This window comes from Phaeobacter italicus (assembly GCF_001258055.1).
In the GTDB taxonomy this organism is placed as follows: domain Bacteria; phylum Pseudomonadota; class Alphaproteobacteria; order Rhodobacterales; family Rhodobacteraceae; genus Phaeobacter; species Phaeobacter italicus.
Genome location: NZ_CVRM01000001.1, coordinates 104976 through 130733, shown reverse-complemented (window position 1 = coordinate 130733; position 25758 = coordinate 104976). Strand labels below are relative to the sequence as shown.

Genomic DNA, 25758 nt, shown 5'->3' with positions numbered 1-25758 from the left:
ATTCTCAGTGACAATTTATAGGGCTACCGGGTCAGTTCTCAGTGACAATCAACACCGCTGCCTAACACTGCCTGCCATTTGTCCCGCTGCTGACGGGCCTCTGAAAGCGAAACGTCGGCGAGCGTTCCAAGGCCCATGTCGCGGCGGCGCCCGGAAATCGAATAGCGATAGATCCACTTTCCTGCCGTTTCCGTCTTCTTCAAGGACAGCCCGCCGCCGTCCTGATAGGTGCCAGGACCGGCCTTCTTGATCTGCATAGCTGTCAGCTTGTTTCTCGCCCTAGACATTCCGGCCCCCTCTCAGCCCCACAATTAGCCCCACAATTGAGACGCGATTTCAGGCTTTCGCGTGCGACAGCCTGCAACAGATATCCCGTTAAGTGTCTGGCACCATTGCCCGAAAGGAGATCAATGGCAACAGCCTGCAACGGGTGCATGGTTCCTCTCGACCGCACCATTTTCTCTTTTTCCTGAGATGATGTTCAGCCCAAGCGGGCCATTCGACCCTGAGGTGGCTACCTCAGAGGTCTTTTGCGTTTCAGCTGAGCCGTTTGCGCAGCAGTGACAGGGATCCGTCGAAGATAGCGATGTCCTCGCCGGCGCGGGCGGCGAGATGGGCGCCTTCCAACAATGCGAGGGTGGCGCGGGCCTCTTCCTTGGGGGCGTCGGCCGCGCGGATTGTGCCGTCGTCTTGGGACTGCGCAAAGATCGCAGTGAGATGGCCCAGGACCATGGCGCGGAATTGGCCGACCTTGTCCATTACATCTGCGGGCAGGCTTTCCTTGCTGATGGTGAAGGCGATGCACAAGCACAGCTGGCGGCCACCGGCAAGAGCGTCGCGGTAGAGGTCAATCATGGCAGACAGCTGTTTGGCGGCGGTTGCATGGGTTGCGCGGATCGTCGAGCAGGCCGCGTCAAAGCGGCTGTGGTAGCGGTCGATCAGCGCCGAGGACAGGGCGGATTTTGTTGGAAAGTGATAGTGGATGGAGGCCTTTCGAATGCCTACATCCTCGGCGAGGTCGGCATAGCTGAACCCATCATACCCACGGGCGCGCACGGCACGCTCGGCGCTGTCCAGCAGCGTGGTCCGTGTGTTCTGTTCCATCATTCAGCCCCTTCGGTGGCAGGGATCTGGGTCAGTGCCGCCTCTGCCGCAACAAGAGCCCCTTCGAGGTAGCCGCCGAATTCATTGGCAACTTCTGTGCCTGCAAACACCAGACGACCGTCCCACAACCCTAGCAGAGCCCGCGGCATCCCGTAATGGGGGTGATAGGACAGGGGTTGGTGGTCACGGGACGTAGCCGTCAGCGGGTCGCGCGTCCAGTCCTTGATGGACAGGGTTTGGGGGGCGGCAGCCTCGGGGCCGAAAATCCGCACCAGCTGGTCGAGAATGGCCTGTTTCAGAGCGGCCTGATCCAGCCGTGCAGCGGGAGGAAGCCCAACAAAGCCGAACAGGGCATATGGGCCATCCGCGGCGGAGGCATCGTGAATTTCCGCCAATGGTCCCTTACGGCTCATGGCGTCACCCGAGAGCCCAGCGTCGCGCCAGAACGGACGGTCGTAGATGGCAAAGGCCTTGGCATGACCGGCCATCCATGTCGCAACTTGCGCCATTTCCGTCATGGTGTCGGAGGGCAGGGCAGGGGTAAAGGCGAATTGAGCGGCCAGCCTTGGCGGCAGGGCAAGAACAACACGGCGGGCGTGAATGTCGTCTCCTGTTTCCGAACGCGCGGTGATCCCGCTTTCGGTCTTTTCCAGTGCCGTGATCTTGGTGGACAAACAGATGTTGTCTTGAGGCAGCGCAGCCGCCATCGCGGAGGTCATGGCGCCGAAGCCGCCATCGATCCGCCAGGAGCCCTCCATAGAGGCAAATCCGCGTCCCCGCTGGACCGAGCCATCAACCTCCTCATAGCTCAGCGCGCCGTCGGCGTATTGATCGAACCGCGTCAGACCCAGCGCATCGACAAGGGCCGCAATGCGGGGCTGGCCTGGCCAGAACCACGACGGGCCAAGATCAAAGGCGCCGCCTGCGTGGGTTTCGCTGAATATGCGGCCACCCCAGCGGCTCCACCAGCAAAAAACGATCGCCGCGGGCTGAAAGGTGGCGCGCAAGCGACAGGCCCGAAAGCCCGCCGCCGATGATCAGGGTTTCAGTGTCCATGTCACACTCCTTCTGTGGCTGGTCGCAGGTCACATCCCTTTGCCCAGGCTCATGTGCTGCTCTGTGGCGCGCGGGTGATGCGCGCCAGAACAGGCCGGGTCAGACTGACGGCGCTTTTGCGTGGGGAAGGTGGCCGGTTTTCATCCAGACCTTTGCTCCGTCCGCTCCGGCAACCGCAGAAAGGGGTGCACCTTCGGGCAGGCGCAACCAGCTGTTGCGGGTCAGGGTATCGCCACCTTCCGTGAGGCTTCCGCCAATGATCAGCAGTTCATGCCCGCCGGGCGCGTCTGAGGTAAACGCCGCTCCGGGTTCAATATCGCTGTAGGTCACAACTTCGCGCTGGTCTGAATGCAGGGTCGCGGTTGCAACGCCATCGCTGGCCGGGGGCAGCTCTGCCGACATGTCCTTGCGAAACTGGGTCCGGTCATCGAGGTCGAACTGCCAGAGTTTGACAAAGATGGTGCAGCCCTCCGCCGAACCGGGGGTGTGCTGGCTGGTTGGAGGATTGCGAACATAAGTGCCTGCGGGGAAATCGCCGTGTTCGTCCTGAAATACACCGTCCAGGACGATGAACTCTTCGCCACCAGTGTGGGTGTGTGCCGAGAAGTGGCTGCCGGGGGCGTAGCGGACGATCGTGGTGGCGCGGGCGACTTCGCCACCGATACGATCCAACATCCGCCTGTCGACGCCCTTCATCGGGGAGGCCTGCCAATCCAGTTGATCTGCATGGACCACAACCCGGCTGGTGAAGTCGGTATTCAGTTCCATCGCCTGTTCCTTTCGGTGCGCATTATCTACCTACCAGTAGGTAGGCAATCATGACAACCCGAACAAGGGCAGGAGAGAGCGCTCACGCGGACGTGAGCCAACCCCCTTGCAGGTCGGCTGGCGCAAGGGGGCGGGATAGATCAGGTGCGTGCAGCCTCGAAGGAGGCCCAGGCCGCTTCAAAAGCGTCAAAGTCGAACCCCTCTGCCCGAGCCGGGCCGAGGATCAGTTTCTCGGTATCAAGAAGCTTGTGGATCGCAGCCTCCAGCTGGTCAACGACCTCGTAGGGGATCACCAGCGCCCCGTGACGGTCCGCGTGGACCAGATCACCGTCGCGGACCTGAAGGCCAAAGATGCTCACAGCTGTGCCAATCTCCTTGACGTGCACAAACCCATGCGATGGCCCGACCGAGCCTGCGACAACAGGAAATCCGTCCGGCAGGTCGCCGAGGTCCCGCATCACCCCATTGGTAAGCGCCCCGCTGATGCCAAATCCCTTGTGCACCGTCGTGTTGATCTCGCCCCAATAGGCCCCGATGCAATTTGGGTAATCAACATCTTCAACAACCGTCACGGCGGGCCTGGGGCCTTCTGCCATGTGGCGATAGTACTCCATCCGTCGCGCCTTGATGATCTCTGGCGCTTCAGTTGGTGGGGCGAGTGCTGAAATCTTGGCCGTCCGGGCATAGCCGACCATCGCGCCTGCCTCTGGCGCTGAACAGAGCATGGTGCCGCGGGTGAAGGCGTTGAAGCCACGCTTGCCTTGGGCGACTTCGATCGCGTTGCAGACTGTTGGCGTGTCGACCCGGCGCAGCAGATCAAGAAGGGAAGGGGTCATATGGCCTCCAGCCAGCGGGCCAGTGCCGCTGTGGTCTTGGTGGGTTGTTCCAGTGTCGGCAGATGACCGGCACCATCGATGATCTTCAGTGTGCTGTTGGGCAGCAGATCATGCATCAATTCGTGGCGTGACACGGGGCACAGGGCATCATCACGCCCGCAAAGGACGAGAGCGGGGCCATCGAAGCTGCGCAACGTTTCACACTGGTCCGGTCGATCACGCAGGGCGCGAGACTGGTTGACGAACACCTCGGGGCCAAGATCCAGCGCCATCGCCATGCACAGGTCAAGAATGGCAGCCCTGTCTGGCCCTTCGGTGAGATAATTGGGTTTCATCTCATCCCGCATCACTTCTGCCAAGTGGCCGGATTGAACCGCCTCGATCTGAGGCCCCCGTCGCGCCTGTATGTCCGGTTTCTCCGCGAGCGGATTGGTGTCCATCAGGGCCACAGCCGCCACCCGGTCAGGGGCCTGACGGATGATCTCCATCGCCAGGATCCCGCCCATCGAAAGGCCAGCCACCGCAAAGCGGGGTGGCGCTGCATTCAGCACCGTCCGGGCCAGGGCGGTCATCGTATCGGCGCCGCCAATTGGGGCGGTGATCAATATGTGGCGACCCGATAGCGCCGCGATCTGAGGTTGGAACAGGCGGGCATCGCACATCATGCCCGGCAGCAGCAGCAGCGGTGTCATGCGCGCCCTTTTGCCAACGCAGCACCGTCAGCCAGCGATCGCAGCTTGGCGTAGGCGATATCGGGATCAACAGCGCCAAATCCTGCAAAGGTGCCAAAGCCGCAATCAGACCCTGCGATAACGCGGTCAGCACCGACGATGCCGGTGAAACGCTCGATGCGCTGGGCGACGACTTCGGGGTGTTCGACAAAGTTCGTTGTGCTGTCAATCACGCCCGGCACCAGAACCTTGTCATCGGGGATTTCCGCCTTCCGGTCCCGGAAGACCGTCCATTCATGGGCATGGCGGGGGTTGGACGTTTCAAAAAGCACATAGCGCGCCTTGGCCGCCATCAGCGGCGCAAACACCGTATCCATCGCGATATCACAGCAATGCGGACCCTCGTAGTTGCCCCAGCAAATGTGGATCCGAACCTTTTCGGCTGGGACATCCGACAGCGCGCGGTTGAGCGCCTCGACATGCATCTGGGCGATCTTGATGAACTCCGCGTCGCTCAGGTCGTTGAACAGCATGTGGCGGGACAGCGCGAGATCGGGGCAATCCAGCTGCAGGTCGAGACCGGAGCCCACGATCGTTTCATATTCCTCCTTCATCGCATCAGCGAGTGCTGCGAGATAGCCCTCTCGGGTTGGGTAGAAATCATTTTGCAAAAACAATGAGATCACACCGGGGGAGGCTGCATTCATGAAACCGCGCTCTGCACCATGCTCTGCCATTGCGGTCTTGAGGTTCACGATGTCTTTTTGCAGTTCGCCCTGGCCTTTGGAACGCACCTCTCCGGTGCACATGGGACGGGCATATTGCGGCGTGCCGCCATCATTGGCGAGACGTTCCAGAAACCCCGGAAACATCTTCAGATCAGCAGGCGCGTTGCGGGGGCTGTCGCCGGAAAACCCCGTGTAGCGGTCCTTGACGTAGGTCGCGTATGAGATCTTGGAGGTTTCACCGTCGCTCACAATATCGATGCCGGCCTCCAGCTGTTTCTTGACGGTCGCGCTGACGGCTTGGGTCATGCAGCTGTCAAAAGCGCCTTGATCAAAGGGCTTTTCCTGTTCGCGGGCAAAGATGAAATCCACCACGTCCTGCGTGCGCGGCAGCGAGCCTACATGGGTTGTCTTGACCATTTGGGCATCTCCTTGCTTGGCATGGCGTCGATGTTGGCGCCCGCTGACACGCGGGCGCATGGGGCGTTGTGTGGCCCCGCCCCGCATTGGGCGGGGCAGGGACAACGGCGGGTTTATGCGCCGGTCCAGGTGGCGCCGGCGGGATCGTCGGTTGCTGTGATGCGGTAAAGCCCGGCCTGACCCGTCATGGAGGGTTGAACGCTGTAGCTTTCGCCCGGCAGGACAAGGGCGGTGTCCCCTGCAGACAGTGTCACATCGACGTCATTGATCGAGATCGCCCAATGGCCGCTTGCGGGCATGAGGACGACGGGTTTTTCCGCAGTGATCTTGTCCGTGATGGCAGAGCCACGACCAAGGAAGTCGACATCAAAACCGGGCTTGTCCTTGATGATGGCATCTTCGCCGATCACCCTGGCAGGTTTCTTGGCGGACAGGGCCATCAGATCCCAGTAGCGGGCGACGTATTTGCCGACCACATCCTCGACCGGTACTTCGGGATAGGCCTTCAGCTCGTCCTCGTTCAGCACGGGCATGGGGCGCACGTTATGGGGCAGCTCTTCGCCCTTTTTGCTGTCATACAGAACGCCGTTGTCGCCCAACATCAGCCCGTGGGCCTGTGCGTCCTCGATCACCTGCGGGGCCCAGGTGACACCGCCGCCCGCATCGTCACCGCCCAGGATCGACATGATCATCCCGTAATCCTGGCCGACGTTTTCGAACCCACGGAAGATGCCCGTCGGAATGTTGAAGATATCGCCTTCCTCGGCAATGAATTCGCCCGCGGTGCCATAGCGGCCCCAAAAGAACCGCCAGCGTCCCTTGGCAACAAAGAACACTTCGGCCGTGGTGTGCGAATGCAGGCTGTTGCGGCACTTCGGAGGCTGGCCAGCTGCGCCAATGTTAAACCCGATTTTGTCGGTGATATGGACATGCTGGTCCGGGCTTTCGCTGACGCCGCCACCGATGATGGTAAAGTTTTCTTTCTGGTCAGAGCCGGGGGTGTGGGCATCAATAAAGGCGGTCTTGCAGGGGCGCAGCTCACCGTAACGGACGATGCGGGATTGGATGGTGCTCATGGTTTTTCTTTCAAATCTGAATGCTGTGAGGGTGGAAACGGACTAGCCCAAGCCGCCGGGGGGCGGTTGTTCAGTCGTTTCGCCCGCAACGAGGCGCGGTGGCAGTGAAACCGCCGGGTGCGCTCTGATGCGTCCAGATATGATGCGACCGGCGCCATGTCAGAGATCGCCGGTATGTAGCAGGATCTGCTTCCAGACGGCGGTTTCATCAAACAGCGTCCATTCGCGGCGCAACTTGATGTCGCCGCCGATCAGTTCGCCCCATTCAGCGTGGCTGATCCCCAGTACGTAGAGATCCGCACCACTTGGCGCACCAAGTGCCCCCCAGCCGTCGTGTTTGCCCTGCAGGCTCCAGCGGATGGCAGAACGCGGTGGCATGTTGGGATCGTCCCGGCCGATCTGGTGATGAATGGTGAATGTGGCAGAGGGCAGGGACGCGCGCAGCGACATCCAGAACCGATCAACCGGATCAAAGCTGTGGCCGGTGCGCCCGCCCGGGTATTCCGTCTGAACGGCACGGTCATACTCGGCCTCGATCGCGGCCATATCGGCGCCCATCATGCGGGTCAGAAGGTCCGCATGGCGTTGCCCCCAAGGATTGTCATTGCCCGATCCCTTGTAGGGTCCGGCCAGATCATTGGCCGGTGTCAGCGGTTTCACGCAAGCATCCGGCCCCCCTTCGCGCGCAATCAGGTCGCGGGCAAAGGCTTCGGGCTCCCAGCCTATCTGGCGCACAACGGCGCCGTTATCCCGGATCAGCCATTCATCGTCGATGGCATTGTTTCTGGCGTGGCAGTCCGCAAGGATCCTGTAGGTCAGCTTTGCCCCGGTTGCCTTGCCGAACAGGCCGTCGCCCAGATGGGTCGCGGTCGACAGGATTCGGTGGCTCGACAGCATGCCGTCCTCGGGTGTTCCTGACCAGATCACATCCTCGCCCAGAAGGGTTCGGTCGGGAAATTCGGCAAGGGTTGCCATGGTCGCGCCGATAACGCCCTGGTTGCCGGTCGACACGGAACCGGGCATCCGCACCACAATGTCGGGCGAATAATAGTCATGCAGCGTTGCGATGCCGCGGTCTTCCCAGATCTCCTTGGTAATACCGACGATATAGTCAGGAAAGTCGCGGAATTTTGGGTCAAAGCCCTTCATTTTTGGTCCATCCTTCAGGAACGCGGGCCGAGCCGCGAGTAATGAGAGGTCCGTCAATCTCCACTCTGCGCGCGCCTTGTGGGCCGCCTTCGATTTCTTCGAGCAGAATATCAACGGTCGAGGCCACCATGCGGTTGGCGGGCTGACGGACGGTGGTGAGGGAATAAGCGGGCCATGCGGCGGTTGGCACGTCGTCATAGCCGACAACTGATACATCACCCGGTACGGACAGCCCCAGTTCCGAACGCAGAACGTCCATCACGGCAAAGGCCATGTGGTCGTTGGCCACGAACACCGCGTCAGGCGGGTCGTTTGCAAACATGGCACGGGCGGCGGCGGCGGCTGTGTCCATCTGAAAATTGCCAACACCGCGGGCATGGAGGCTCAGGCCGTCCTCGGCCAGACGCTCGCAGAAGCCCGTTTCGCGGTCGCGCTGGGTCGATGCCCCTTCCCAACCTGCAATATAGCCGATCTTGCGATGCCCTCCGGCCAACAGAAAGTCGGCCACCTTGCGCCCGCCAGAGTGATTGTCAGAGGTCACGGCAGACATGTCCGGGTCATCTTGCGAACGGTTGAACAGGACCATGGGCACACCGGCTGCACGGCAGCGCGCCGACAGTTCCGAAGACATGGCAACCGATGCCGCGATGATGCCATCCACCTGATAATCAAGGATTTCTTCGATGACCTCATCAATGCTGTCGGTGGTGTTGGGCGCCATGAACATCAGGACGTGATAGCCGCGTGCCTGCAACGCATTGGACAGCTTTTCCAGGGCCTCGGGGTAGAAGTGGTTTTCAAGATAGGCAACGACCAGCCCGATGATACGTGAGCGTCCGGACACCATTGCGCGCGCCAGAGAATTCGGCCGGTAGCCCAGCTGGTCGGCCGCTGCGCGCACCTTCTCGACGGTTTTCTTGGACGCGGATGCACCGGGGGTGAACACCCGGCTGACGGCGGATTGCGAAACACCGGCAAGGCGGGCGACGTCGGCAGATGTTACCTTGGCTGCGGTCATTCTGCGGTCCACCCTCCGTCAATCATCAAGGCCGACCCGGTGACGAGCGCGGAGGCATCCGAGGCCAGAAACACAACACCGCCCATCATGTCCTCGACTTCGCCTACACGGCCCAGTTTGATCTTGTCTTCGATCCAGGCGCGGCGGTCGGGGTTGTCGAATGTGGATTGGGTCAGCGGTGTCAGAATGAAGGTCGGACAGATCGTGTTTATGCGGATGCCGGCTTTGCCCCATTCAATGGCCATCGACTTGGTAAAGCCTTCTACCGCGTGTTTGGTTGCAGAGTAGACGGCGCGATCAATGCCGCCGACCTTGGCCATCTGGCTGCTGATATTGATCAATGAGCCGGGTTTGCCCGCATCCATAAGCGCCTTGGCTACGGCCTGTGTCAGGAAATAGGCCCCCTTGAGGTTCAGCGATACGACCGCATCGAAATCCGCAGCTGTTGTTTCAATCGCAGCGCTATGACGGGCAAGCCCGGCTGAGTTCACCAGGACATCAAACGGGCCGTCGCTGGCCGTCCTGGCGGCGATGGACGCCTGCATGGCTTCGGTGTCGGCGACATCCAGAACCATCGTATCTGCCGCCAATCCGGCTGCCTGCATTTCGTCCATCAACTGCTGCAGCGGCTCTGGTCGCCGGGCAGCCAAAGTAACTTGCGCTCCGGCTTCGGCCAGTGCGACGGCGCAGGCGCGCCCGATGCCAGAGCTGGCCCCCGTGACCAGCGCGCGTTTGCCATCAAGACGAAAGGAAGGGGTGCGGGGTAATGTCACGAGGGGTCTCCGGTCAGTGAAATGGGGCCAAGGTGTCGGGCTTTGTTGAATTCACGCAGCCGCGCAAACACGTCAACGCCAAGCTGCGCGTAGACATCCAGAAGGTCAACCAGCACCCAGTTCTCGCGGATGAGACCATTTTCCATGCGCCAGAAATCAAGGCTGCGCAGATCGATTTGCGTTCCGCTCGGTGCGATCCCAAGCCAGCCGCCTGCGGTGATGCTCTGGCGCATGTTGGGCCAGCCGGTGACAGCAGCATAGGGCCCATCTCCGAAGAAGTGGAAATCCAGCGCCTCGTCCTTGGCGCCCCGGTCCGGCATGGCGCTGAGGAACGGGATCTGGTGCCAGTTGCGAAAGCCAAAGACGCCGCGGGCGGAGCCGATGCCTGCGGGTCCGTACCAGTTGAAACGGGGATGCCAAAACCGTTCCAGTTCCATCACTTCCGGCCCGCCCTGCGCCGGGTGGCGGGTGAGATGGGCAAGCATATCGACAACATGCGCACAGGCGGCCTGTGCCTGCTCCCGGTCCCATGGCCCCGGCACGAACCCGTCTTGCGTGGCGGGGCCGGGCACGAACATCTCTCGTCCCAGCGACGGGGCGAGCGGCCAGGCACCTGCCTGCATCATCAGCTCGGGAATGTCCCAGATCGCCTGCATCTCGACGATCAGACCGTCTACCAGCCGGTAGAATTCGTGATATCGCATATGCGCCAGATGACCCGTCGCAGGAATGTCGAGCCAAGGCGCAGCAAAACTGCCGACATAATGCCCACCAGTTCCCAGCCATTGATGCCCCGCCTCGGTTTCGCCCGCCATCACGATCCAGTCGCGGCGCTCCAGATCAGGAAAGGCTGCAAGCAATGGCGCATAGGCGACTTGAAACAGAGCCTCTGGCCCGGTCAAATCCCCAAGGGGGTGGCACAGGTGAATGGCGGCATCCGGCGCGAAACTTTCTGCCAGGGCTGCGCGAACCGGCGCCTCGGCGAAATCGCGCATCGCGCTGAACAGGGGCGCGAGACGGGCCTTGTGGGCCGAGGGCAGATCCGGGTGCTGTGTCATGTCGTCTTTTCTTGTTCTGGTGCCCCCGCCAGATAGGCGAGGGCAGGGGCCCTGGCATCAGGGGAGATTTGACGCCTGGGCCGGTCGTTCATTGCGGCTTACTCTGCCGCGTCGCGGTAGGCTGCACCCTCGCCATAGGGGACATTGATGCCGCCATAGCGACGCACGCGAATGTTGCATTGCTCGGCGTGGCCAACGAACCCTTCGAGCATGCACAGACGCGAACCGTACTCACCAATCAGCGTTGCCGCTTCGTCGGTTGTGACCTTTTGATAGGAATGGGTCTTGAGGAACTTGCCAACCCAGAGACCACCGGTGTAGCGCCCCGCCTTTTTGGTGGGCAGCGTGTGGTTGGTGCCGATGACCTTGTCGCCATTTGCCACATTGGTACGCGGTCCGAGGAACAGCGCGCCATAGCAGGTCATGTTGTCAAGGAACCAGTCATCGCGATCGGTCATGACCTGCACATGTTCAGAGGCGATATCATCCGCCACCTGCAGCATTTCCTCGTAGGTGTCGCAGACGATGACTTCACCATAGTCCTGCCAGCTGACCCGCGCGGTGTCGGCGGTGGGCAGGATATCGAGAATGCGGTCGATTTCCGTCAGCGTGTCTTCGGCCAGTTTGCGCGAGTTGGTCAGCAGCACGCAGGGGCTGTTGTAGCCATGTTCGGCCTGCCCAAGAAGATCAGTCGCGCAGAGTTCGGCGTCCGCCGCAGTTTCATCTGCGATCACCATGGTTTCGGTGGGGCCTGCAAACAGGTCGATCCCGACGCGGCCGAACAGCTGGCGTTTGGCTTCTGCGACAAAGGCGTTGCCGGGGCCAACCAGCAGATGCACAGGCGCGATGCTCTCGGTGCCGATGGCCATTGCGCCGACTGCCTGAATACCACCCAGAACGTAAATCTCATCTGCGCCACCCAGGTGCATTGCCGCGATCACGGCCGGGTTCGGCTCTCCGTTGAAGGGCGGGGTGCAGGCCACAATACGCGGAACACCAGCAACCTTGGCCGTTGCGACGGACATATGCGCAGAGGCCACCATCGGGAATTTGCCCCCTGGCACATAGCACCCAACCGACTGAACGGGGATGTTCTTGTGCCCCAGGATAACCCCCGGCATGGTTTCGACCTCGATATCCAGCATCGAATCTCGCTGGGCCTGCGCAAATTTGGTGACCTGCTCCTGGGCGAATTTGATATCCGCCATCTCGCGCGGGGAAACCTTGGCAATAATGGCTTCGATCTCCGCATCACTCAGCCGGTAGCTGTCGCGGTCATAGTTGTCGAATTTGCACGCCAGTTCCCGCACGGCAGCGTCACCGCGGGACTCGATATCTTTCAGCGTTGTCGCGACGACAGCTGCGGTTTTGGCGTCATCTTCGGCCCGATCTGCTTCGGGCTTGCCGCGTTTGAGATAAGCAATCGCCATAGTCTTTATCCTTTGTTGTCGGGTCGCGGCGGTTCTTTGTCGCCACGATCAAATGCTTCCCAGCCTTCGCCGTTGAACAGGTCAACGCCGAGCTGGGCGGCCACATGGGCGAAATCGACATTCACCCAGTTGTCCACGATTTTGCCATCGACGACCTTCCAGAAGTCCATGTAGCGGATCTCGACCCGCTTGCCGGTGGGCGCGATACCAAGGAACGTGCCGCTATGGGTTGCTTCCTGGCGGCCAAAGGCGGCGGCCCATTCACCCATGTAAAGCCGGGCCTCGTCGATGCAGACCTTGTCGGAAAACGCGGCCTGAAATGGGCGTTGCCAGTTGTCCTGGAATTCCTTCAACCCGGTCTTGGTGCCGCAACCCTGGTTGCCCTTCCAACGAAACCCCTCGGCGAAAAACTCGCCGATGTCGTTGATGCGGTGGTCGTTCAAACCGTCCACCATGCCTTCGATGACGGCACGGGTCTCTTCGGTTTTGCTCATGTCCGTGTCTCGGCTGAGAACGGCCTGTTCGGGGCGGGAACCTTTCATGTGTCTGGTCCTTTCAGTTTGCCAAGGGTCTATCTGCGAAGGGGAGAGGACGCCCCGTGCAGCAGATAGTCCCGTGGCATTCTGTTGAGCGCCGGATGTCGGGACATGGCGCCGGATCTGAAATTCGCGCTCATCCCTTTACCGCGCCTGCGGTCAGGCCGCTTACAATCTGACGCTGGAAAAACATCACCAGCACGAACAGTGGCGCAGTCGCAGAGACAACAGCGGCGACGGCAAACATCACATTGCCCTCTTCCAGGGTAGAGCCGAGAAAGCCTGCAATGGCTGGCACCATCGTACGGTTCTCTTCACTCAGCAGCATCGAGGTCACGGCAAAATCGTTGTAGGCCAGCAGGAAGGAGAACAGCCCTGTGGTGATGACGCCCGGCCACATCACCGGAATGATCACGTGTCGAAATGCCTGGAACTGGGTGCAGCCATCCACCTTGGCGCTTTCGTCAAGATCCTTGGGGATGTTCAGGAAGAATGAGTGCAGCATCCAAAGCGTGAAGGGCTGGTTGATCGCGACCAATACGATGATCGAGGTCGGAAGATGGCCCCACAGGTTCCATTCAAAGAACGGCAGCAGGTAACCCGACACCAGCGTGATATGCGGCATCGCGCGAAAGATCAGGGCAATCATCAGCAGCCAGAAGGCGTATTTGTGCCCCGAGCGCGCCAGCGCATAGCCGCCCAACGTGCCAAGTGTGAGGGAGATCACGACAGTAAAGAAGACCACGATCATCGTGTTGATTGCGGCCCTCCAGAACTCTTCCTGGATCCAGGCGCCTTCGTAACCTGCCCCGGTAAAGGTGCCGCCGGTTTCGATCAGCGTGCGGGTGCCCCACAGGGCATATCGCCAATCTGCTTTGGAAAAGAAATCGGCCTGAACCTTGAACGAGCCCCAAAGCGTCCAGATGAAGGGGAAGGAAGCGATCACAACCCAAACCAGCACAAAGGCGGAGGAGATCAGAACGACCGAGCGGGACGAGCGGTTGGCGGGAGAAGACATCAGGCAGCCTTTCCTTTGAAGTCGCGCCAGGTGCGCAGCAGCACCGGTGCAAGAAGGATTGCAACGCCGATGACCGTCAGTACCGAGGTCGCGGCAGCAGAATTGAAGCGGGTGATATCGCTGCGCATGTCAGCAAAGATGATGTAGGAGAGCGAGGTGGCATTGGCCTGTGCCGAGAAGCCGACGATTGGTTCAAAGACCCGAAAATTGTCCATCAGCTGGATCAGGGAAATGAACACCACCAGCGGCATCAGATGTGGGATCACCACATAGCGGATCTGTTGCCAGCGGGTTGCCCCGTCAATCATCGCCGCCTCAAGAGAGTCGGTGTTCACGGTCTGAAGCCCGGCGTAAAACACCACAAAGGCAAAGGGCGCAGAGCTCCAGACGCCATAGATCATCAACGTGATCCAGGTCAGCGTGGGAGAGGCCTTGAGCGATAGCTCTGGGTCGTCAAACAGCCATTGCAGGGTCTTGCCGATCACACCCTGGGCGTCGATCATCCAGAACAGGATCAAGGAACCGATCAGCGGTGTGATGATCATTGGCAGCAGCGAGACAAAGATTGTCGGCCCCTTCAACACCGGTTTGAGCCGGTTCACGCCAAGTGCGATCAACAGCCCCAGGACAATGACCAATGGGGTGACGAGGAACGTATAGGTCAGCGTAAAGGCAAGCGCCTTGTAAAATGGCAGGTTGTAAAGTTCGGACAGGAAACCGCCGAAACTGTCCTGGGTGCGCCAGGCTTCGGCGACCTCTGCTGTCGCCAGATGGCCACGGTCGAAATAGGTGCTGAGACCTGCAAAGCGCCCCAGCGGCTGCTCCGCCCGCAATTGGGCGGTGGCTTCTGTATCGACGGAACTTTCCTCTGTGCAGCCAAACGGACCACAGTTTTCTGTCGTCACGATCACCTGCTCGTGTTCGATATGGAGAGATTGGACAACAACCGACACAAGCGGCAGTGCAATGAAAAGGATCATCGCTGCCAGGCTGGGCAGAATAAACCAAAAGAACGTTTTATGGCGCATCTCGGATCGTCCCGTTCGCTTTCATGAGGGGCAGAGCCAGCCGGAACCGGCCCTGCCCAGACTGGGGCTTCGCTTAGTTCAGGAAGCCTTTTTCCTTGGCTGCTGAGATATAGGCCGCTTCGGTGTCTGCCAGCGCCTGCTCTGCGCTCTCGGAGCCTTGCAGGAACTCGGTCAGCTCTGCGCCCAGTGCGGTGTGCATCAGGCCCATGAACGGGATCATCGGATAGGGCTTGGTCTTGCCCGCTGCCGTTGCGAACACGCCAGCAGATGCAGGGGAGGGTTCATAGCCTTCCACCAGCCAGACAGCCGCGTCATTATTGGCCTTCACAACCGCGGGGCTGATGCCGTTCAGCATCGCAAGAAAGCTGGCCTCGGCGTCTTCGTCGCTGATGTTGCTGGCAATGGCAAAGCCGTCCCACCACAGGGTCGATGCCGGAATGTCACCGCCGCCGACAGTGGGCGAGGACACGAGGAGCGTGTTGCTGACGATCTCTTCGGTGGAGCCTTCATTGTCCAAAAGGCCGGTCCCGCGAGACCCCCACAGATGCGCCATGGCGATTTCGCCTGCCTCCCAAGAGGCCTGAACCGCATTGGAATCAAAGGTCAGATAGTCGGGATTGGACAGTTCCGTCAGCGATTTCAGCGTATTGAGCGCTGCAATACCGGCTTCGTTGTTGATGTTGGGTTCAGCTGTGCCGGGTTTGAAGAACTCCCCGCCAAAGCCCAGATACATGTTCACGAACTCTTCGCCCAGGTTCCAACCGGTCTTGCTGGTGGTGGCAAAGGGGTGCTCCATCAGGCCAGCGTCCTTGATCGCTTTGCCGGCTGCGATCACCTCTTCGTAGGTTGTTGGCACGTCCACGCCTGCGGCTTCCAGAACGTCCTTGCGGACAAACAGGTGCTGGGCATTGGCCATGAAGGCAACCGCCATCACCTTGCCGTCAACGGTGATCATCTGGTTCTTGCTGAGGTTCTGGCCGTGCTTTGCGATCAGATCGTCCAACGGGCGGATCAGGTCATCACCCAGCAGCGGCACGATCGCGGCGTTGGTGGTGGTGACTGCGGTGTATTGGGCGGGGTTCGCCGTCAGGGCGGCAACCTGCAATTCGCGGTAGTCCTTGTTCAGGTTGCTTTCAACGGTCACACCATCGCCTGCGCATTGCTTGGCGCCCTCGGCAACGGCCTGAATGGCGGCAAACTCGTTGCCCAGAATGCTGACGTTCCCGCTGGAGATGCCGCAACCGGCATAAGCAGTTGTTCCCATGAAGACAGCGGTCGCGCTGATCATGGACAGTTTCGTGATAGACATTTTTGTCTCCCTGTTTTGGGTCGCTGATGCTGCACATGACCCGGTTGGCCCCGCTGCGGACGGGGCAATTGGCTGGGTTAGTCCCCCAGGCGCGCGCCATCTTTTGCGTTGAAAAGGTGGCAGATTTCATTGGGAATGCTGAAGGACACCATGTCCCCGATTTCCGCGCGGTAGCTCTTGTCGGCTTTTACGGAAACGAGGGCATCGCCAACGCGCACAGAGATCATCGTCGCGTCGCCAAGCAGTTCCAGAGTGTATATCGGAGCGGTGATCTGGCCACTGCCCTGCGGGGCGAGGGCTGCATCCTCTGCCCGAAAGCCCAGGGTGAGAGGGCCATCAGGGGCATTCAGTCCGCGGATTTCAACATGTGCCGCGCTGAAGACACCTCCGCTGACCTGCCCCTCCATCAGGTTCATGGCCGGAGAGCCAATGAAGCTCGCAACAAAGGCATTGGCAGGGCGATCATAGATTTCTGTGGGGCTGCCGACCTGCTGGACAACACCGCCTTTCATCACGACCACCCGATCGGCAAGGGTCATCGCCTCGATCTGGTCATGGGTCACATAAATCGTCGTAACGGCCAGCTCATGACTGAGGTTCTTGATCTGCGCGCGGGTGGAGACCCGCAGCTTGGCGTCAAGGTTTGACAGCGGCTCGTCCATCAGGAACACGTTTGGTTCGCGCACGATGGCGCGGGCCAGGGCCACCCGTTGACGTTGCCCGCCAGAGAGCTCTGCCGGTTTGCGGTGAAGGAAGTCATCCAACTCCACCATGCGGCTGGCCCGACGTACCTTTTCGTCATGGGTTTTGGGGTCGATCCCGCGCACCTTCAGCGGGAAGCGGATGTTCTCGTAGACGTTCATATTTGGGTAGAGCGCGTAGCTCTGGAACACCATCGAGACATCGCGATCCTTTGGCTCCAGATCATTGACCCGTTTGCCATCCACCAGGATGTCTCCGTCGGTCACATCCTCAAGGCCCGCGATCATCCGCATCGTCGTTGTCTTGCCACAGCCAGAAGGGCCCAGAAGGACAAGGAACTCCTTGTCGGCAATCGTCAGGTTGAAATCATCAACCCCGACAAAGCTGCCCCAACGCTTGCTGACATTTCGCAGCTCAATCTGTGCCATGCGGGTCCGCCTCCCAGCGAAAAACTATTTTTGCATACGATTGCAAAAAGGTTAGTCATTGCTACCTTTATTTGGCAAGCTATTTTTGCAATCGTATGCAAGCGGGCGGACGAAGCCGTCCAAATAGGGAAAAACCATGGACAAAATTCAGGCAGCAAAATCCGCCGTGCGTGATTTTTACGCCAAGCTGGACGCCGGTGACGCGAATCTCTCCGCTGTTCTGGAGCAGCACACAGACCCGAATTACCTCTGGCGGGGGTTTCACCCGTTTGGGGAAATCACCTCTGCGTCCGAGGTTGCGGCACGGTTCTGGGTACCGCTGCGCCAGAGCCTCACTTCACTGCAGCGCCGTCAGGACGTGTTCTTTGCCGCTGAAAACTCCCTCGATGCAGAGCGCGCGGTCTGGGTGGTTTCAATGGGGCATCTGATGGGCCTGTTCGATCTGCCGTGGCTGGGAATCCGCCCCACCGGCAAGATGGCTTTTCTACGCTATTGCGAGTTCAACAAGGTGGTGGATGGGCAGATCACTGAAACGGCGATGTATTTCGACATCCCTCATCTGATGGTTCAGGCAGGTCAAAATCCGTTTCCCCCCCAGACCGGTGCCCATCTGGTGCAACCCGGCGGTCAGCCGCACAATGGGCTGCTGTTTGACCCCCAGCCTGGCGAGGAAGGCGACAAGACGCTGGCCACCATCAACGCGATGATCTCTGATCTGGGGCAGTGGGACAGTGGTCTCAGCCTCGAAGATGAGCTGCGCCGCACCTGGCACGAAGACATGATCTGGTGGGGGCCAGAGGGGATCGGCGCGACCTACACCATCCCACGCTATGCGGCGCAACATTCCGGTCCGTTCCGTGCAGGCTTTGCCGATCGCAGCAAGACCGGCCATATCTGTCGCCTGGCCGAAGGGCACTATGGGGGGTTCTTTGGCTGGCCCAATTTCACGGCGCGCCCGGTCGGTGGTTTCATGGGGATGCCGGCGACCGGTCAACCCGGCGAATTCCGCGTCATCGACATCTACCGCCGCGAGGGTGACAAGCTGGCCGAGAACTGGATTTTCATCGACCTTCTGCATTTCTGGAAGCAGCAGGGGGTCGACATTCTGGCGCGCACCACAGGAATAGAGACGCCATGATCGACGCCCATCACCACCTGTGGGATCTGTCCGCGGTGCATTACCCCTGGCTTGCGGCCAAGGGCGCCACCCGGTTCTTTGGCGATCCCACGCCAATCCAGCGCAACTATCTTCTGTCCGAGTTCCGCAAAGATGCGGCGCCCCATGGAATTTCGGGGTCGGTTCATATTCAGGTCGGCGCGCAGGACGCGCTGGCCGAGGCCATATGGGTTCAGGGTGTATCAGACGCCGCAGCTGACTGGCCGATGGCACAGGTGGTGTTCTGTGACCTCACGGCGCCAGATCTCGCTCGCCAGTTGGATCAGCTCCAAGCGCTGTCAACGGTGCGGGGGGTGCGCCAGATCGTGGGGCGCGCGCCGGGTGAAGATGCCCGGACCGGGACCAATGCCCTCTTGGATGATCCGGCCTTTCTTGCGGGGTTGCGCGAAGTTGGTGCGCGGGGCCTGTCCTTTGATCTGCAGTTGATCCCTGAGCTGATGGAGAAAACAGCGCAGGTCTTGGCCAAAGCTGAGGAAACGCCCGTCGCGCTCTGTCATGCAGGCAGCCCACATGACCGCAGCCCCGATGGGCTGCGCTCTTGGTCGGGGCAACTGCACGCCCTGGCGGACCTGCCCCAGGTGGTCTGCAAGCTCTCCGGCCTGGGCATGTTTCTGCACAACTGGCGCGAGGCAGATTTTCGTCCCATCATAGAGACCTGTCTTGATCAGTTCGGTGCAAGCCGCTGCATGTTCGGGTCAAATTTCCCGGTCGACAGTCTCTACTCCGATTACTCAACCCTTTTTGCGGCGCACCGCAATCTGGTGCCAGAGCCGGACAGGGGTGACGTGTTTGGCGCCACCGCCCAACGGTTCTATCAGCTGTAGGCGCGTGCCGTGGCGTATCACGGGGCGGCGTTACTGCGCTGCAGCTTGCAGCTGCGGCCGCCCCTCCAATGAGACGATCTCGACAAAGGCGCCCAGCATTTCCATCGCCGCCTTGACCGTGTCATAGGCGTTTTCCTTGATGATATAGCCTGCAATCTTCTGCTCGTAGGCCTTGGCGATATCCGATGGGGCATCTGAGGTCGTCAAGACAAAGATGACGGAATTTGCCAGTTCCTCGTCCTCGCGCACCTCTGCCAAAAACTCCAACCCGCCCATGCGCGGCATGTTGAGATCAAGGAGGATGATGTAAGGTTTGGCCAGCGCCTCGGAGTTGACCCCTCGCAGCAGATCAAGCGCCTCCTGCCCATCGCCTACCACCTCGACCGGGTTCACGAAACGCATCTTGTTGAGCGCGCGACGAATGGCCATGACAGCGACCTCATCGTCGTCCACGATAAGGAAGGTCACGGTTTCTTTGTCCATCATGCGGCTACTCCTTTCTTCTGGTCTTTGATATTCACCGGGTGGGGGACGGGGGCAGATGCCACCGCCTGATTGGGCAGGCGGACAGTGAAGACCGCACCGCGGGCGATGTCCGGATTGGACCTGAGCGACACACTGCCACCAAGGGAATTGGCAAGCTTCTGCACCAAGGCCAGCCCAAGGCCTGATCCCTCCACCTCGTCGCGGGATTTAAGGGTCTGAAACAGAACAAAGATCTGTTCCTGATATCTGCGCGCAATACCGGGGCCATCATCGGCCACCGTGATTTCGATGAAATTTTGATATCTCTCACAGCTTACGTGAATGGTGCCGCTGTCGCGGTCATGATGTTTGGCCGCATTGCTGAGAAGGTTGATCAGAATGGTCTGCAATGGGGTGAGATAGGCACCAAATGGCCCGCAATCCTGATCAATCTTGATGGTAAAGTTATCGTTCGCGTTGAAGTGATGGCGCACGTCGTCGACAAATTCAGTCAGGCTGAAGCTGCCGAACTCTCCTTCGATCTGCCCGGCGCGTGCGTAATCAAGAAGCGCGCTGAGATGATGGGCAAGGCGATTGGTGCGGCTGCGGATCAGTGTGAGATTGCGACTGGCTTCTTCGGGCAGCTCTTCGGTGAAATCTTCGATTGTCCATTCCACCAGGTTGGAAATCGCTCGTAGTGGGGCGCGCAGGTCGTGGGCAGCGACGTAGGAAAAGCGCGCCAATTCCTCGTTCGAGCGCCGCAGATCGGCGTCAATCTGGCGAGATTTTTCAACCGCGTCAAAGATTTCGCCTATTTCGTCTGTTCCGGATTTGGGCAGCCGTTTTGACAGGTTCCCGGATGCCATCTGCTGGATATGTCGGGTCAAGGTTCGCAACCGCGACATGATGCGCAGCTCGATCATGAACCATAACGGGCCGAGCGCAATGAGAAGGACCAGCCCGTTGACCAGGATTTCCGTCAATCTGATCCGCTCTGCGAGATGGGCTGTTTCTGCGGCATCTGCCCGGATCGTCAGGGTCGCATCGCGGATGCTGCGCAAATCATCCAGCAAGCTGGTCGCACCGGGTATGATACCCTGATCCGAGGATGCGCCGACCGTGAGACCGGCAACCCGATCCTGTTGAATTTCAGCGACAGAGCGCATGCTCGCCAGAACGGGCACCGTCAGGTCCGACAGCCTTTGGGTCTTTTCTTCTATTCGGTTGAGATAGGTCCATTGCAGCAGCATCGCCGTGCATATGGCGACCAGGCAGAAGATCAGACAGACTCTGAGGCGAAATGTAAGAGACACTGGAATCTCCTTTCGCCAACAACTTTAAGGGGAAACTGTTATCGGGTGTTAACTTCTGGAACTCAAAATCGCGTCGGTGCTATTTTTTGCGGCGGCTTCATGGTTGTCGATATTTATCGGTAGTTTAACGTGTCTGTGAAGGTTCAGGTAACATCCGTTTGGGATCATCCATTCACGCGCGACACAGGCGATGAAAGGGAGCGGGAGAGGTCAATGGCTGAGCCTGACACAACCAGAGGTGATGTTCCGTCCGAGCTGGCCGAGGTCATTTACAAGATCGTCCATGATGTGCGCGGCTCTGTTCGTGCCATCGGAGAGCTGCCGACCTGGATTGATGAGGATCTCGCTGATGAAGGGGTTCGTCTGCCAGATGGTCCACGCCATTCCTTTGAACTCTTGCGCTGGCACGCAGGCAAGCTGAACCTGATGTTGGATCAGCTGATGCAGTTTGTTCGCGCCGGTGACACGGGGCCAGATGGGGTGGAGGAAGGCAAGCAAAGCGATCCCAGGAAGTGCCTGCGCCGTGCGGTGCGGATGCTGGCCTTGCCGGATCGGGTCCGTATCCGGGCGCGGTTTGGCAGCAATGGGGCCGGTTTGGCCCCCATCGATGAAAACGTTCTGACCTCGATCCTTATGATCGCAGTTGGCAATGCGGCTTCGCATAATTCCGAGGCGATCCGGATTGCGCTTTGCGGGGGAGACAACGGGCAGGAGTGGGTTTTGCGGATTCGTGATAGCGGCGAGGGGTTCCCCCCGGGAAAGCTGTTTCAGATCTTTGAACCCATGCGCAGTTACTCGCGTCATGACAGCGGCGGCTGCGGGATGGGGCTTGCGATCTTGCAACGCCTGATCGAAACCCGTGGAGGCCGGGTAACTGCACATCACCCGGCGCCGCCGCGAGCGGGGGCAGAGTTGCGGATTTCTCTACCATGTGAAGCCCAAAACCATGTGACGCCAAGACCAGCATGTGACGCAAGACCGGACTGACCTGACGCCAGTGCACGGCTACGCAGTGGGCGCGGTTTGCCGTGGTTCCCCCGGCGCTGGTTTGCGGTGGTTCCCACCCCGGCGCTAGGGCAAGCCGTCGACAAGGTTTTGAATGGTCAAACCCCGCGCAGGCCTGGCCTGAGCGGGGATACTACTGCCCCATGTGCGGGTGGGGTGCCTATTTGTGGCTGTGTTGCCTAGTGGCGGGTTTCGCCAAAGCTGGCGCTATAGGCCTCGACCTCGTCAAAGAAGCGCCAGATGTTCAGGCAGTGGTCTTCGATCTCATCCAGGGCCTCTGGCGAGGGCAAGACACCTTGCGCATGGCATCCACGGATGAACGAGATCTGGCGGTACATACGGCGCAGTCTTGGTTGCAGTTCACTGATGCAGCCCTGTGCCAGACCGGAGATGACATCGCGCGCAGCCTTGTTGACCTGTTCCTCGAGTTCAGGGTCGGAAAATGTCTCAGCGATGGAGGTGAAGATCACATCATGCAGCTTCTGGGCGGTCAGGCTTTCCTTGCCGACATAGTTCACGCAACCGGCCCGCATGGAGCTGACGATGCTTTCGGTGTCTTCAAAACCGGATACCATGACCACGGGCACATCCGCGCATCCGCTCTGGTCCTTGAGGGCGGCGATGGCGTCCAAACCGCTGGCGTCGCGCAGCTGGTGATCCACCAGACAAAGATCAACGGGATACTGTTCCAGAGCGACCTTGAAATCAGCGATGTTGTCGCATGTCACGACTTTCACGCCTGCGCTGGTCTGGGTGATCATGCGGCGCATGCGACTGCGATCAAATTCACTGTCATCAAGGACAACAATGCAAAGCTGGGGCGCGGCAGAAACTGCGCGGTTCGCAGTGGATGTGAGTACAGGTCCAGTCATCGGAAATCACCCTTTACCAGTTGACCCTAGGATGCTCACAGTCTGGGCTTAAGGAAGGATGAATTGTAACCCTTATAGTTGATTGAAGTTTACTGAAACGCCTCTTGATTGTGTCGTCATTTTACTATGTCTTTGCGATATTGGGCGGTGCGCTAGGGTGTCCCATCCTGATTATGCGAGCTTTGCGCAAGGGGGCGACCGCCGACGATCTGCTGGATCTGATCCCACTGCGTCCGGCTCAGCGCGTCTTGCCCGGCGATCAGCCAGTAGGTCGCGTGATGGGGCAGGCTGGTCTCCTCCAGCCGGATCAGGGCCCCGCTGCGCAGGTCTGCCTCTGCCAGTGGCAGCGATCCCAATACCACCCCCGCTCCGGCGCGCGCAGCGCCGAGCGCGGACAGATGCGTGTCAAATCGCAGCTGCGGTACCGGTGTGCTGCTGCCGCCTTGGCGGGCCAGCCAGTCGCTCCATCCGGGGCGCGCGCCGGAACACGCAATGCGGGGCAGATGGGCCCAGTCGCGCCCCCTTGCCTCCAGCAGTGACGGCGCCGCAAGCGGGGCGAGGGCCTCTCCATATAGCGGCAGCTTGTAGGGATGCGGCCAGTCGCCGGTGCCATAGCGGATCCGGATGACATCATCCTCTGGCGCGTCATGGGCCCCCGTCACCATTGTTTGCACAGAAATCTCGCCATGGGCGACCTCGGCCAGCTGGCCGAGACGGGGCATCAGCCAGAGGTCAATAATCGTTTGACTGGCCGAGATAACCAACCGGCGCCGGCCAGATCCAAAAATCGCCTCGGAACTGTCGCGCATACCTTCAAGAGCAGATTGCACATGGGGCAGCCAGGCTTCTCCTTCGACGCTGAGGGTGATGGCGCGGGGGTGGCGGTGAAACAAAGCGGTGCCAAGGCGCTGCTCCAACTGGGCGATCCGCTGGCTCACGGCTGATTGGGTGATCCCGGTTTCCGCCGCCGCGGCGGTAAAGCTGCCGGTGCGGGCTGCAGCCTCAAACACCCGGATCCATTCCAGCGGGGGCAAAGTGGGACGCGGGTTATGCATTAGCTGACCTTGGTCTAAGTGAGATAATTCGTAATTTGAGATTATGTATCGCGAATGTCACTTTGGTCCCAAGCGTTTTGACACTCACACCAGACATTTTATGGGAGACACCATGCCGTCTGTTACCGTTTCCGCCGAAGGCGATTTTCTGACTCTCACTTTGGGTACACATTGCCTGCGGTTTCACGCCATCTGGTTGCGTGACAATTCCAGTGATCCAGAGACGCGTGCGCCATCAAACGGGCAGCGCCTGATTGCGTTGCGCGACATTCCGGCAGACACCAAGATTGCCGAAGCTGGTCTTGAGGGGGGCGCGTTGGAAGTGCGCTTCCTGCCCGAAGACAAAACCATCAGCTACGATCTCGCTTGGCTGGAAGCCCACGCCTATGACCGCGCGCAGGACGCAGCGGCGGGCTGGCTGCCGGCAGGGGTTGAACCCTGGGACGCTGGCCTGATGGCGGCTGTCCCCACCGGTGATTTTGCGGCGTTGGAGGCCGGCGGCCCGGCACTGGATGACTGGCTGGGCGCGGTTGTGCGTTATGGGTTTGCAAAGATCGTGAACGCCCCTGTCGAAGAGGGCGCGTTGTTCCGGGTGGTGGACCTGTTCGGTCATGTGCGTGAAACCAATTATGGCCGCCACTTTGAAGTCCGCACAGAGGTAAACCCAACCAATCTCGCCTTCACGGGGCTGGGCTTGCAGGCCCATACGGACAATCCCTACCGCGATCCGGTTCCGACCATTCAGGTGCTGTACTGCCTCGAGAGCTCTGCCGCGGGTGGTGAGAACATGGTGGTTGACGGCTTTGCGGCGGCGCTGCGTCTGCGAGAGGAAAACGAAGCCTATTTCAATGTACTGGCAGCCCATTGCGCCCGTTTTGAATACGCGGGCGAAGAAGGCGTCTGTCTTACGTCCCGCCGCCCAATGATTGAATTGGCCCCCGATGGAGAGTTGATCGCTGTCCGCTTCAACAATCGCTCCTGTGCGGCGATCACCGATGTGCCCTTTGACCAGATGGCGCTTTATTACGCGGCCTATCGACGCCTGGGCGAGATCATCGACGACACCGCGATGGAGGTGACCTTCCGCCTGAACCCCGGCGAAGCCTTTGTGGTCGACAACACCCGCGTGCTCCATGCCCGCAAGGGATATTCCGGCGAGGGCACACGTTGGCTTCAGGGCTGCTATGCCGACAAGGATGGCCTGCGCTCTGCCTATGATGCGCGCCGTCGTCAAAAGCTGGCGGAGGCTGCAGAATGAGTGGTCCAGATCAAGACAACGCCGCAACACATCTGCCGCCAGAGGACCTGTCGGCAGAGACGATCGTTGCCTTCATCGGTTCGATCTTCGACCGCCGGGGGGGCGAGGAATATCTCGGCGAACCGGTCACCATGGGCGAGCACATGCTGCAAGGCGCCACGATCGCCGAACAGAACGGCCAGCCAGAAGAGATCATCGTGGGGGCGCTGCTTCATGACATCGGTCATTTCACGTCGGAGTTTGGCACCTACCATCCCGATGATACCAAAGACCGTCATCACGAAGACGCAGGCGCCGCCGTGCTGGAGCGGTTCTTTCCATCCGTCATCACCGATTGCTGCCGCTACCACGTGGCCGCCAAACGCTATCTCTGCGCGACAAAGCCAGAGTATTTCAAACGGTTGTCACCGGCCTCGGTTCACACCCTCGAACTGCAGGGTGGTCCGATGACCGCAGACGAGGTGACCGCGTTCGAGGCCAACCCCAATCTCAAAGAAATCATCGCCGTCCGCTATCTCGATGAGGCAGGCAAACGTGAGGGGATGGAGACGCCTGATTTCTGGCATTTTGCCCCGATGGTCCAGCGGATGGTCGATCGGCACTGCAACAAGGCCAGCTGATCTGACAGGCCGCAGTAGAGCCTAGGCAACAATACCGGCAGGGGCGGATGCGAATTGCATTCGC

Annotated in this window: 28 protein-coding genes; 5 read left to right on the top strand and 23 right to left on the bottom strand. The window is 60.0% G+C overall.

Going from position 1 to position 25758, the window contains the following annotated elements:
• Positions 1–38: 38 nt before the first annotated feature.
• The 19 genes from NIT7645_RS00645 to NIT7645_RS00560 all read right to left on the bottom strand — a co-directional run bounded on the left by NIT7645_RS00645 (position 39) and on the right by NIT7645_RS00560 (position 17105).
• Positions 39–257, bottom strand: coding sequence for an Arm DNA-binding domain-containing protein (locus NIT7645_RS00645; protein ID WP_050685769.1), 219 nt, complete (start codon positions 255–257; stop codon positions 39–41).
• A 280-nt stretch (positions 258–537) separates the two neighbouring features.
• Positions 538–1104 carry a TetR/AcrR family transcriptional regulator gene (locus NIT7645_RS00640; RefSeq protein ID WP_037302537.1) on the bottom strand — a complete coding sequence of 189 codons (567 nt, stop codon included), beginning with the start codon at positions 1102–1104 and terminating at the stop codon, positions 538–540.
• Complete coding sequence (locus NIT7645_RS00635) at positions 1104–2048, bottom strand: flavin monoamine oxidase family protein (protein ID WP_306316140.1); 945 nt, start codon at positions 2046–2048, stop codon at positions 1104–1106. Before NIT7645_RS00635 ends, NIT7645_RS00640 begins: the two co-directional genes overlap by 1 nt.
• A complete protein-coding gene (locus NIT7645_RS19800) occupies positions 2014–2160 on the bottom strand; it encodes an FAD-dependent monooxygenase (RefSeq protein ID WP_306316139.1) in 147 nt (48 codons plus the stop codon). Before NIT7645_RS19800 ends, NIT7645_RS00635 begins: the two co-directional genes overlap by 35 nt.
• 99 nt (positions 2161–2259) lie before the next feature.
• Positions 2260–2928, bottom strand: a complete 669-nt coding sequence (locus NIT7645_RS00630; RefSeq protein ID WP_008561534.1) for a cupin domain-containing protein — start codon at positions 2926–2928, stop codon at positions 2260–2262.
• 140 nt (positions 2929–3068) lie between these two features.
• Positions 3069–3764: an RraA family protein gene (locus NIT7645_RS00625; RefSeq protein ID WP_008562047.1), complete on the bottom strand. Its 696-nt coding sequence runs from the start codon at positions 3762–3764 to the stop codon at positions 3069–3071.
• Positions 3761–4456: an alpha/beta fold hydrolase gene (locus NIT7645_RS00620; protein ID WP_008561353.1), complete on the bottom strand. Its 696-nt coding sequence runs from the start codon at positions 4454–4456 to the stop codon at positions 3761–3763. The genes NIT7645_RS00625 and NIT7645_RS00620 overlap by 4 nt, the downstream gene beginning before the upstream one ends.
• Positions 4453–5580, bottom strand: coding sequence for a cobalamin-independent methionine synthase II family protein (locus tag NIT7645_RS00615; protein ID WP_008560858.1), 1128 nt, complete (start codon positions 5578–5580; stop codon positions 4453–4455). The genes NIT7645_RS00620 and NIT7645_RS00615 overlap by 4 nt, the downstream gene beginning before the upstream one ends.
• Positions 5581–5693: 113 nt before the next feature.
• Positions 5694–6656, bottom strand: a complete 963-nt coding sequence (locus NIT7645_RS00610; protein ID WP_008560840.1) for a cupin domain-containing protein — start codon at positions 6654–6656, stop codon at positions 5694–5696.
• A gap of 159 nt (positions 6657–6815) precedes the next feature.
• The gene (locus NIT7645_RS00605) at positions 6816–7805 is read right to left on the bottom strand and encodes a nuclear transport factor 2 family protein (RefSeq protein ID WP_008560537.1); all 990 of its coding nucleotides are present in this window, start codon (positions 7803–7805) and stop codon (positions 6816–6818) included.
• Positions 7792–8823, bottom strand: a complete 1032-nt coding sequence (locus NIT7645_RS00600) for a LacI family DNA-binding transcriptional regulator (protein WP_008560491.1) — start codon at positions 8821–8823, stop codon at positions 7792–7794. Before NIT7645_RS00600 ends, NIT7645_RS00605 begins: the two co-directional genes overlap by 14 nt.
• A complete protein-coding gene (locus NIT7645_RS00595) occupies positions 8820–9596 on the bottom strand; it encodes an SDR family NAD(P)-dependent oxidoreductase (RefSeq protein ID WP_008560266.1) in 777 nt (258 codons plus the stop codon). Before NIT7645_RS00595 ends, NIT7645_RS00600 begins: the two co-directional genes overlap by 4 nt.
• Positions 9593–10654 carry an ester cyclase gene (locus NIT7645_RS00590; RefSeq protein ID WP_008559497.1) on the bottom strand — a complete coding sequence of 354 codons (1062 nt, stop codon included), beginning with the start codon at positions 10652–10654 and terminating at the stop codon, positions 9593–9595. Before NIT7645_RS00590 ends, NIT7645_RS00595 begins: the two co-directional genes overlap by 4 nt.
• Positions 10655–10752: 98 nt before the next feature.
• Positions 10753–12084: a histidinol dehydrogenase gene (gene hisD / locus NIT7645_RS00585; RefSeq protein WP_008562064.1), complete on the bottom strand. Its 1332-nt coding sequence runs from the start codon at positions 12082–12084 to the stop codon at positions 10753–10755.
• A gap of 5 nt (positions 12085–12089) precedes the next feature.
• Positions 12090–12626, bottom strand: coding sequence for an ester cyclase (locus NIT7645_RS00580; protein WP_008560645.1), 537 nt, complete (start codon positions 12624–12626; stop codon positions 12090–12092).
• A 130-nt stretch (positions 12627–12756) separates the two neighbouring features.
• Complete coding sequence (locus tag NIT7645_RS00575) at positions 12757–13638, bottom strand: carbohydrate ABC transporter permease (protein ID WP_008560481.1); 882 nt, start codon at positions 13636–13638, stop codon at positions 12757–12759.
• Positions 13638–14666 carry a carbohydrate ABC transporter permease gene (locus NIT7645_RS00570; RefSeq protein ID WP_008563292.1) on the bottom strand — a complete coding sequence of 343 codons (1029 nt, stop codon included), beginning with the start codon at positions 14664–14666 and terminating at the stop codon, positions 13638–13640. The genes NIT7645_RS00575 and NIT7645_RS00570 overlap by 1 nt, the downstream gene beginning before the upstream one ends.
• A 73-nt stretch (positions 14667–14739) precedes the next feature.
• Positions 14740–15975 carry an ABC transporter substrate-binding protein gene (locus NIT7645_RS00565; protein WP_008562460.1) on the bottom strand — a complete coding sequence of 412 codons (1236 nt, stop codon included), beginning with the start codon at positions 15973–15975 and terminating at the stop codon, positions 14740–14742.
• Between the two features lie 77 nt (positions 15976–16052).
• A complete protein-coding gene (locus tag NIT7645_RS00560) occupies positions 16053–17105 on the bottom strand; it encodes an ABC transporter ATP-binding protein (protein WP_008558805.1) in 1053 nt (350 codons plus the stop codon).
• A 136-nt stretch (positions 17106–17241) separates the two neighbouring features.
• On the opposite strand from NIT7645_RS00560, the gene NIT7645_RS00555 reads away from it, so the two are divergent.
• Entirely contained in the window at positions 17242–18243 is a 1002-nt protein-coding gene (locus NIT7645_RS00555) for a nuclear transport factor 2 family protein (protein WP_008562551.1), read from the top strand.
• Entirely contained in the window at positions 18240–19106 is an 867-nt protein-coding gene (locus NIT7645_RS00550) for an amidohydrolase family protein (RefSeq protein WP_008562544.1), read from the top strand. The genes NIT7645_RS00555 and NIT7645_RS00550 overlap by 4 nt, the downstream gene beginning before the upstream one ends.
• A gap of 30 nt (positions 19107–19136) precedes the next feature.
• On the opposite strand, the gene NIT7645_RS00545 is transcribed toward NIT7645_RS00550, so the two are convergent.
• The gene (locus NIT7645_RS00545) at positions 19137–19592 is read right to left on the bottom strand and encodes a response regulator (RefSeq protein WP_008559441.1); all 456 of its coding nucleotides are present in this window, start codon (positions 19590–19592) and stop codon (positions 19137–19139) included.
• The gene (locus tag NIT7645_RS00540) at positions 19589–20884 is read right to left on the bottom strand and encodes a sensor histidine kinase (RefSeq protein ID WP_242656142.1); all 1296 of its coding nucleotides are present in this window, start codon (positions 20882–20884) and stop codon (positions 19589–19591) included. Before NIT7645_RS00540 ends, NIT7645_RS00545 begins: the two co-directional genes overlap by 4 nt.
• Positions 20885–21097: 213 nt before the next feature.
• Between NIT7645_RS00540 and NIT7645_RS00535 the strand changes: the two genes are divergently transcribed.
• The gene (locus NIT7645_RS00535) at positions 21098–21871 is read left to right on the top strand and encodes a sensor histidine kinase (protein WP_008558836.1); all 774 of its coding nucleotides are present in this window, start codon (positions 21098–21100) and stop codon (positions 21869–21871) included.
• 197 nt (positions 21872–22068) lie between these two features.
• On the opposite strand, the gene NIT7645_RS00530 is transcribed toward NIT7645_RS00535, so the two are convergent.
• On the bottom strand, positions 22069–22761 hold the full coding sequence (locus NIT7645_RS00530; RefSeq protein WP_008560450.1) for a response regulator: 693 nt from the start codon (positions 22759–22761) through the stop codon (positions 22069–22071).
• 152 nt (positions 22762–22913) lie between these two features.
• The gene (locus tag NIT7645_RS00525) at positions 22914–23816 is read right to left on the bottom strand and encodes a LysR family transcriptional regulator (RefSeq protein ID WP_008560902.1); all 903 of its coding nucleotides are present in this window, start codon (positions 23814–23816) and stop codon (positions 22914–22916) included.
• Between the two features lie 112 nt (positions 23817–23928).
• Here NIT7645_RS00525 and tmpA point away from each other — a divergent pair, with 112 nt between their 5' ends.
• Positions 23929–25074, top strand: a complete 1146-nt coding sequence (gene tmpA, locus NIT7645_RS00520; protein WP_008560182.1) for a 2-trimethylaminoethylphosphonate dioxygenase — start codon at positions 23929–23931, stop codon at positions 25072–25074.
• Entirely contained in the window at positions 25071–25694 is a 624-nt protein-coding gene (gene tmpB, locus NIT7645_RS00515) for a (R)-1-hydroxy-2-trimethylaminoethylphosphonate oxygenase (RefSeq protein ID WP_008558949.1), read from the top strand. The genes tmpA and tmpB overlap by 4 nt, the downstream gene beginning before the upstream one ends.
• The last annotated feature ends 64 nt before the right edge of the window (positions 25695–25758 follow it).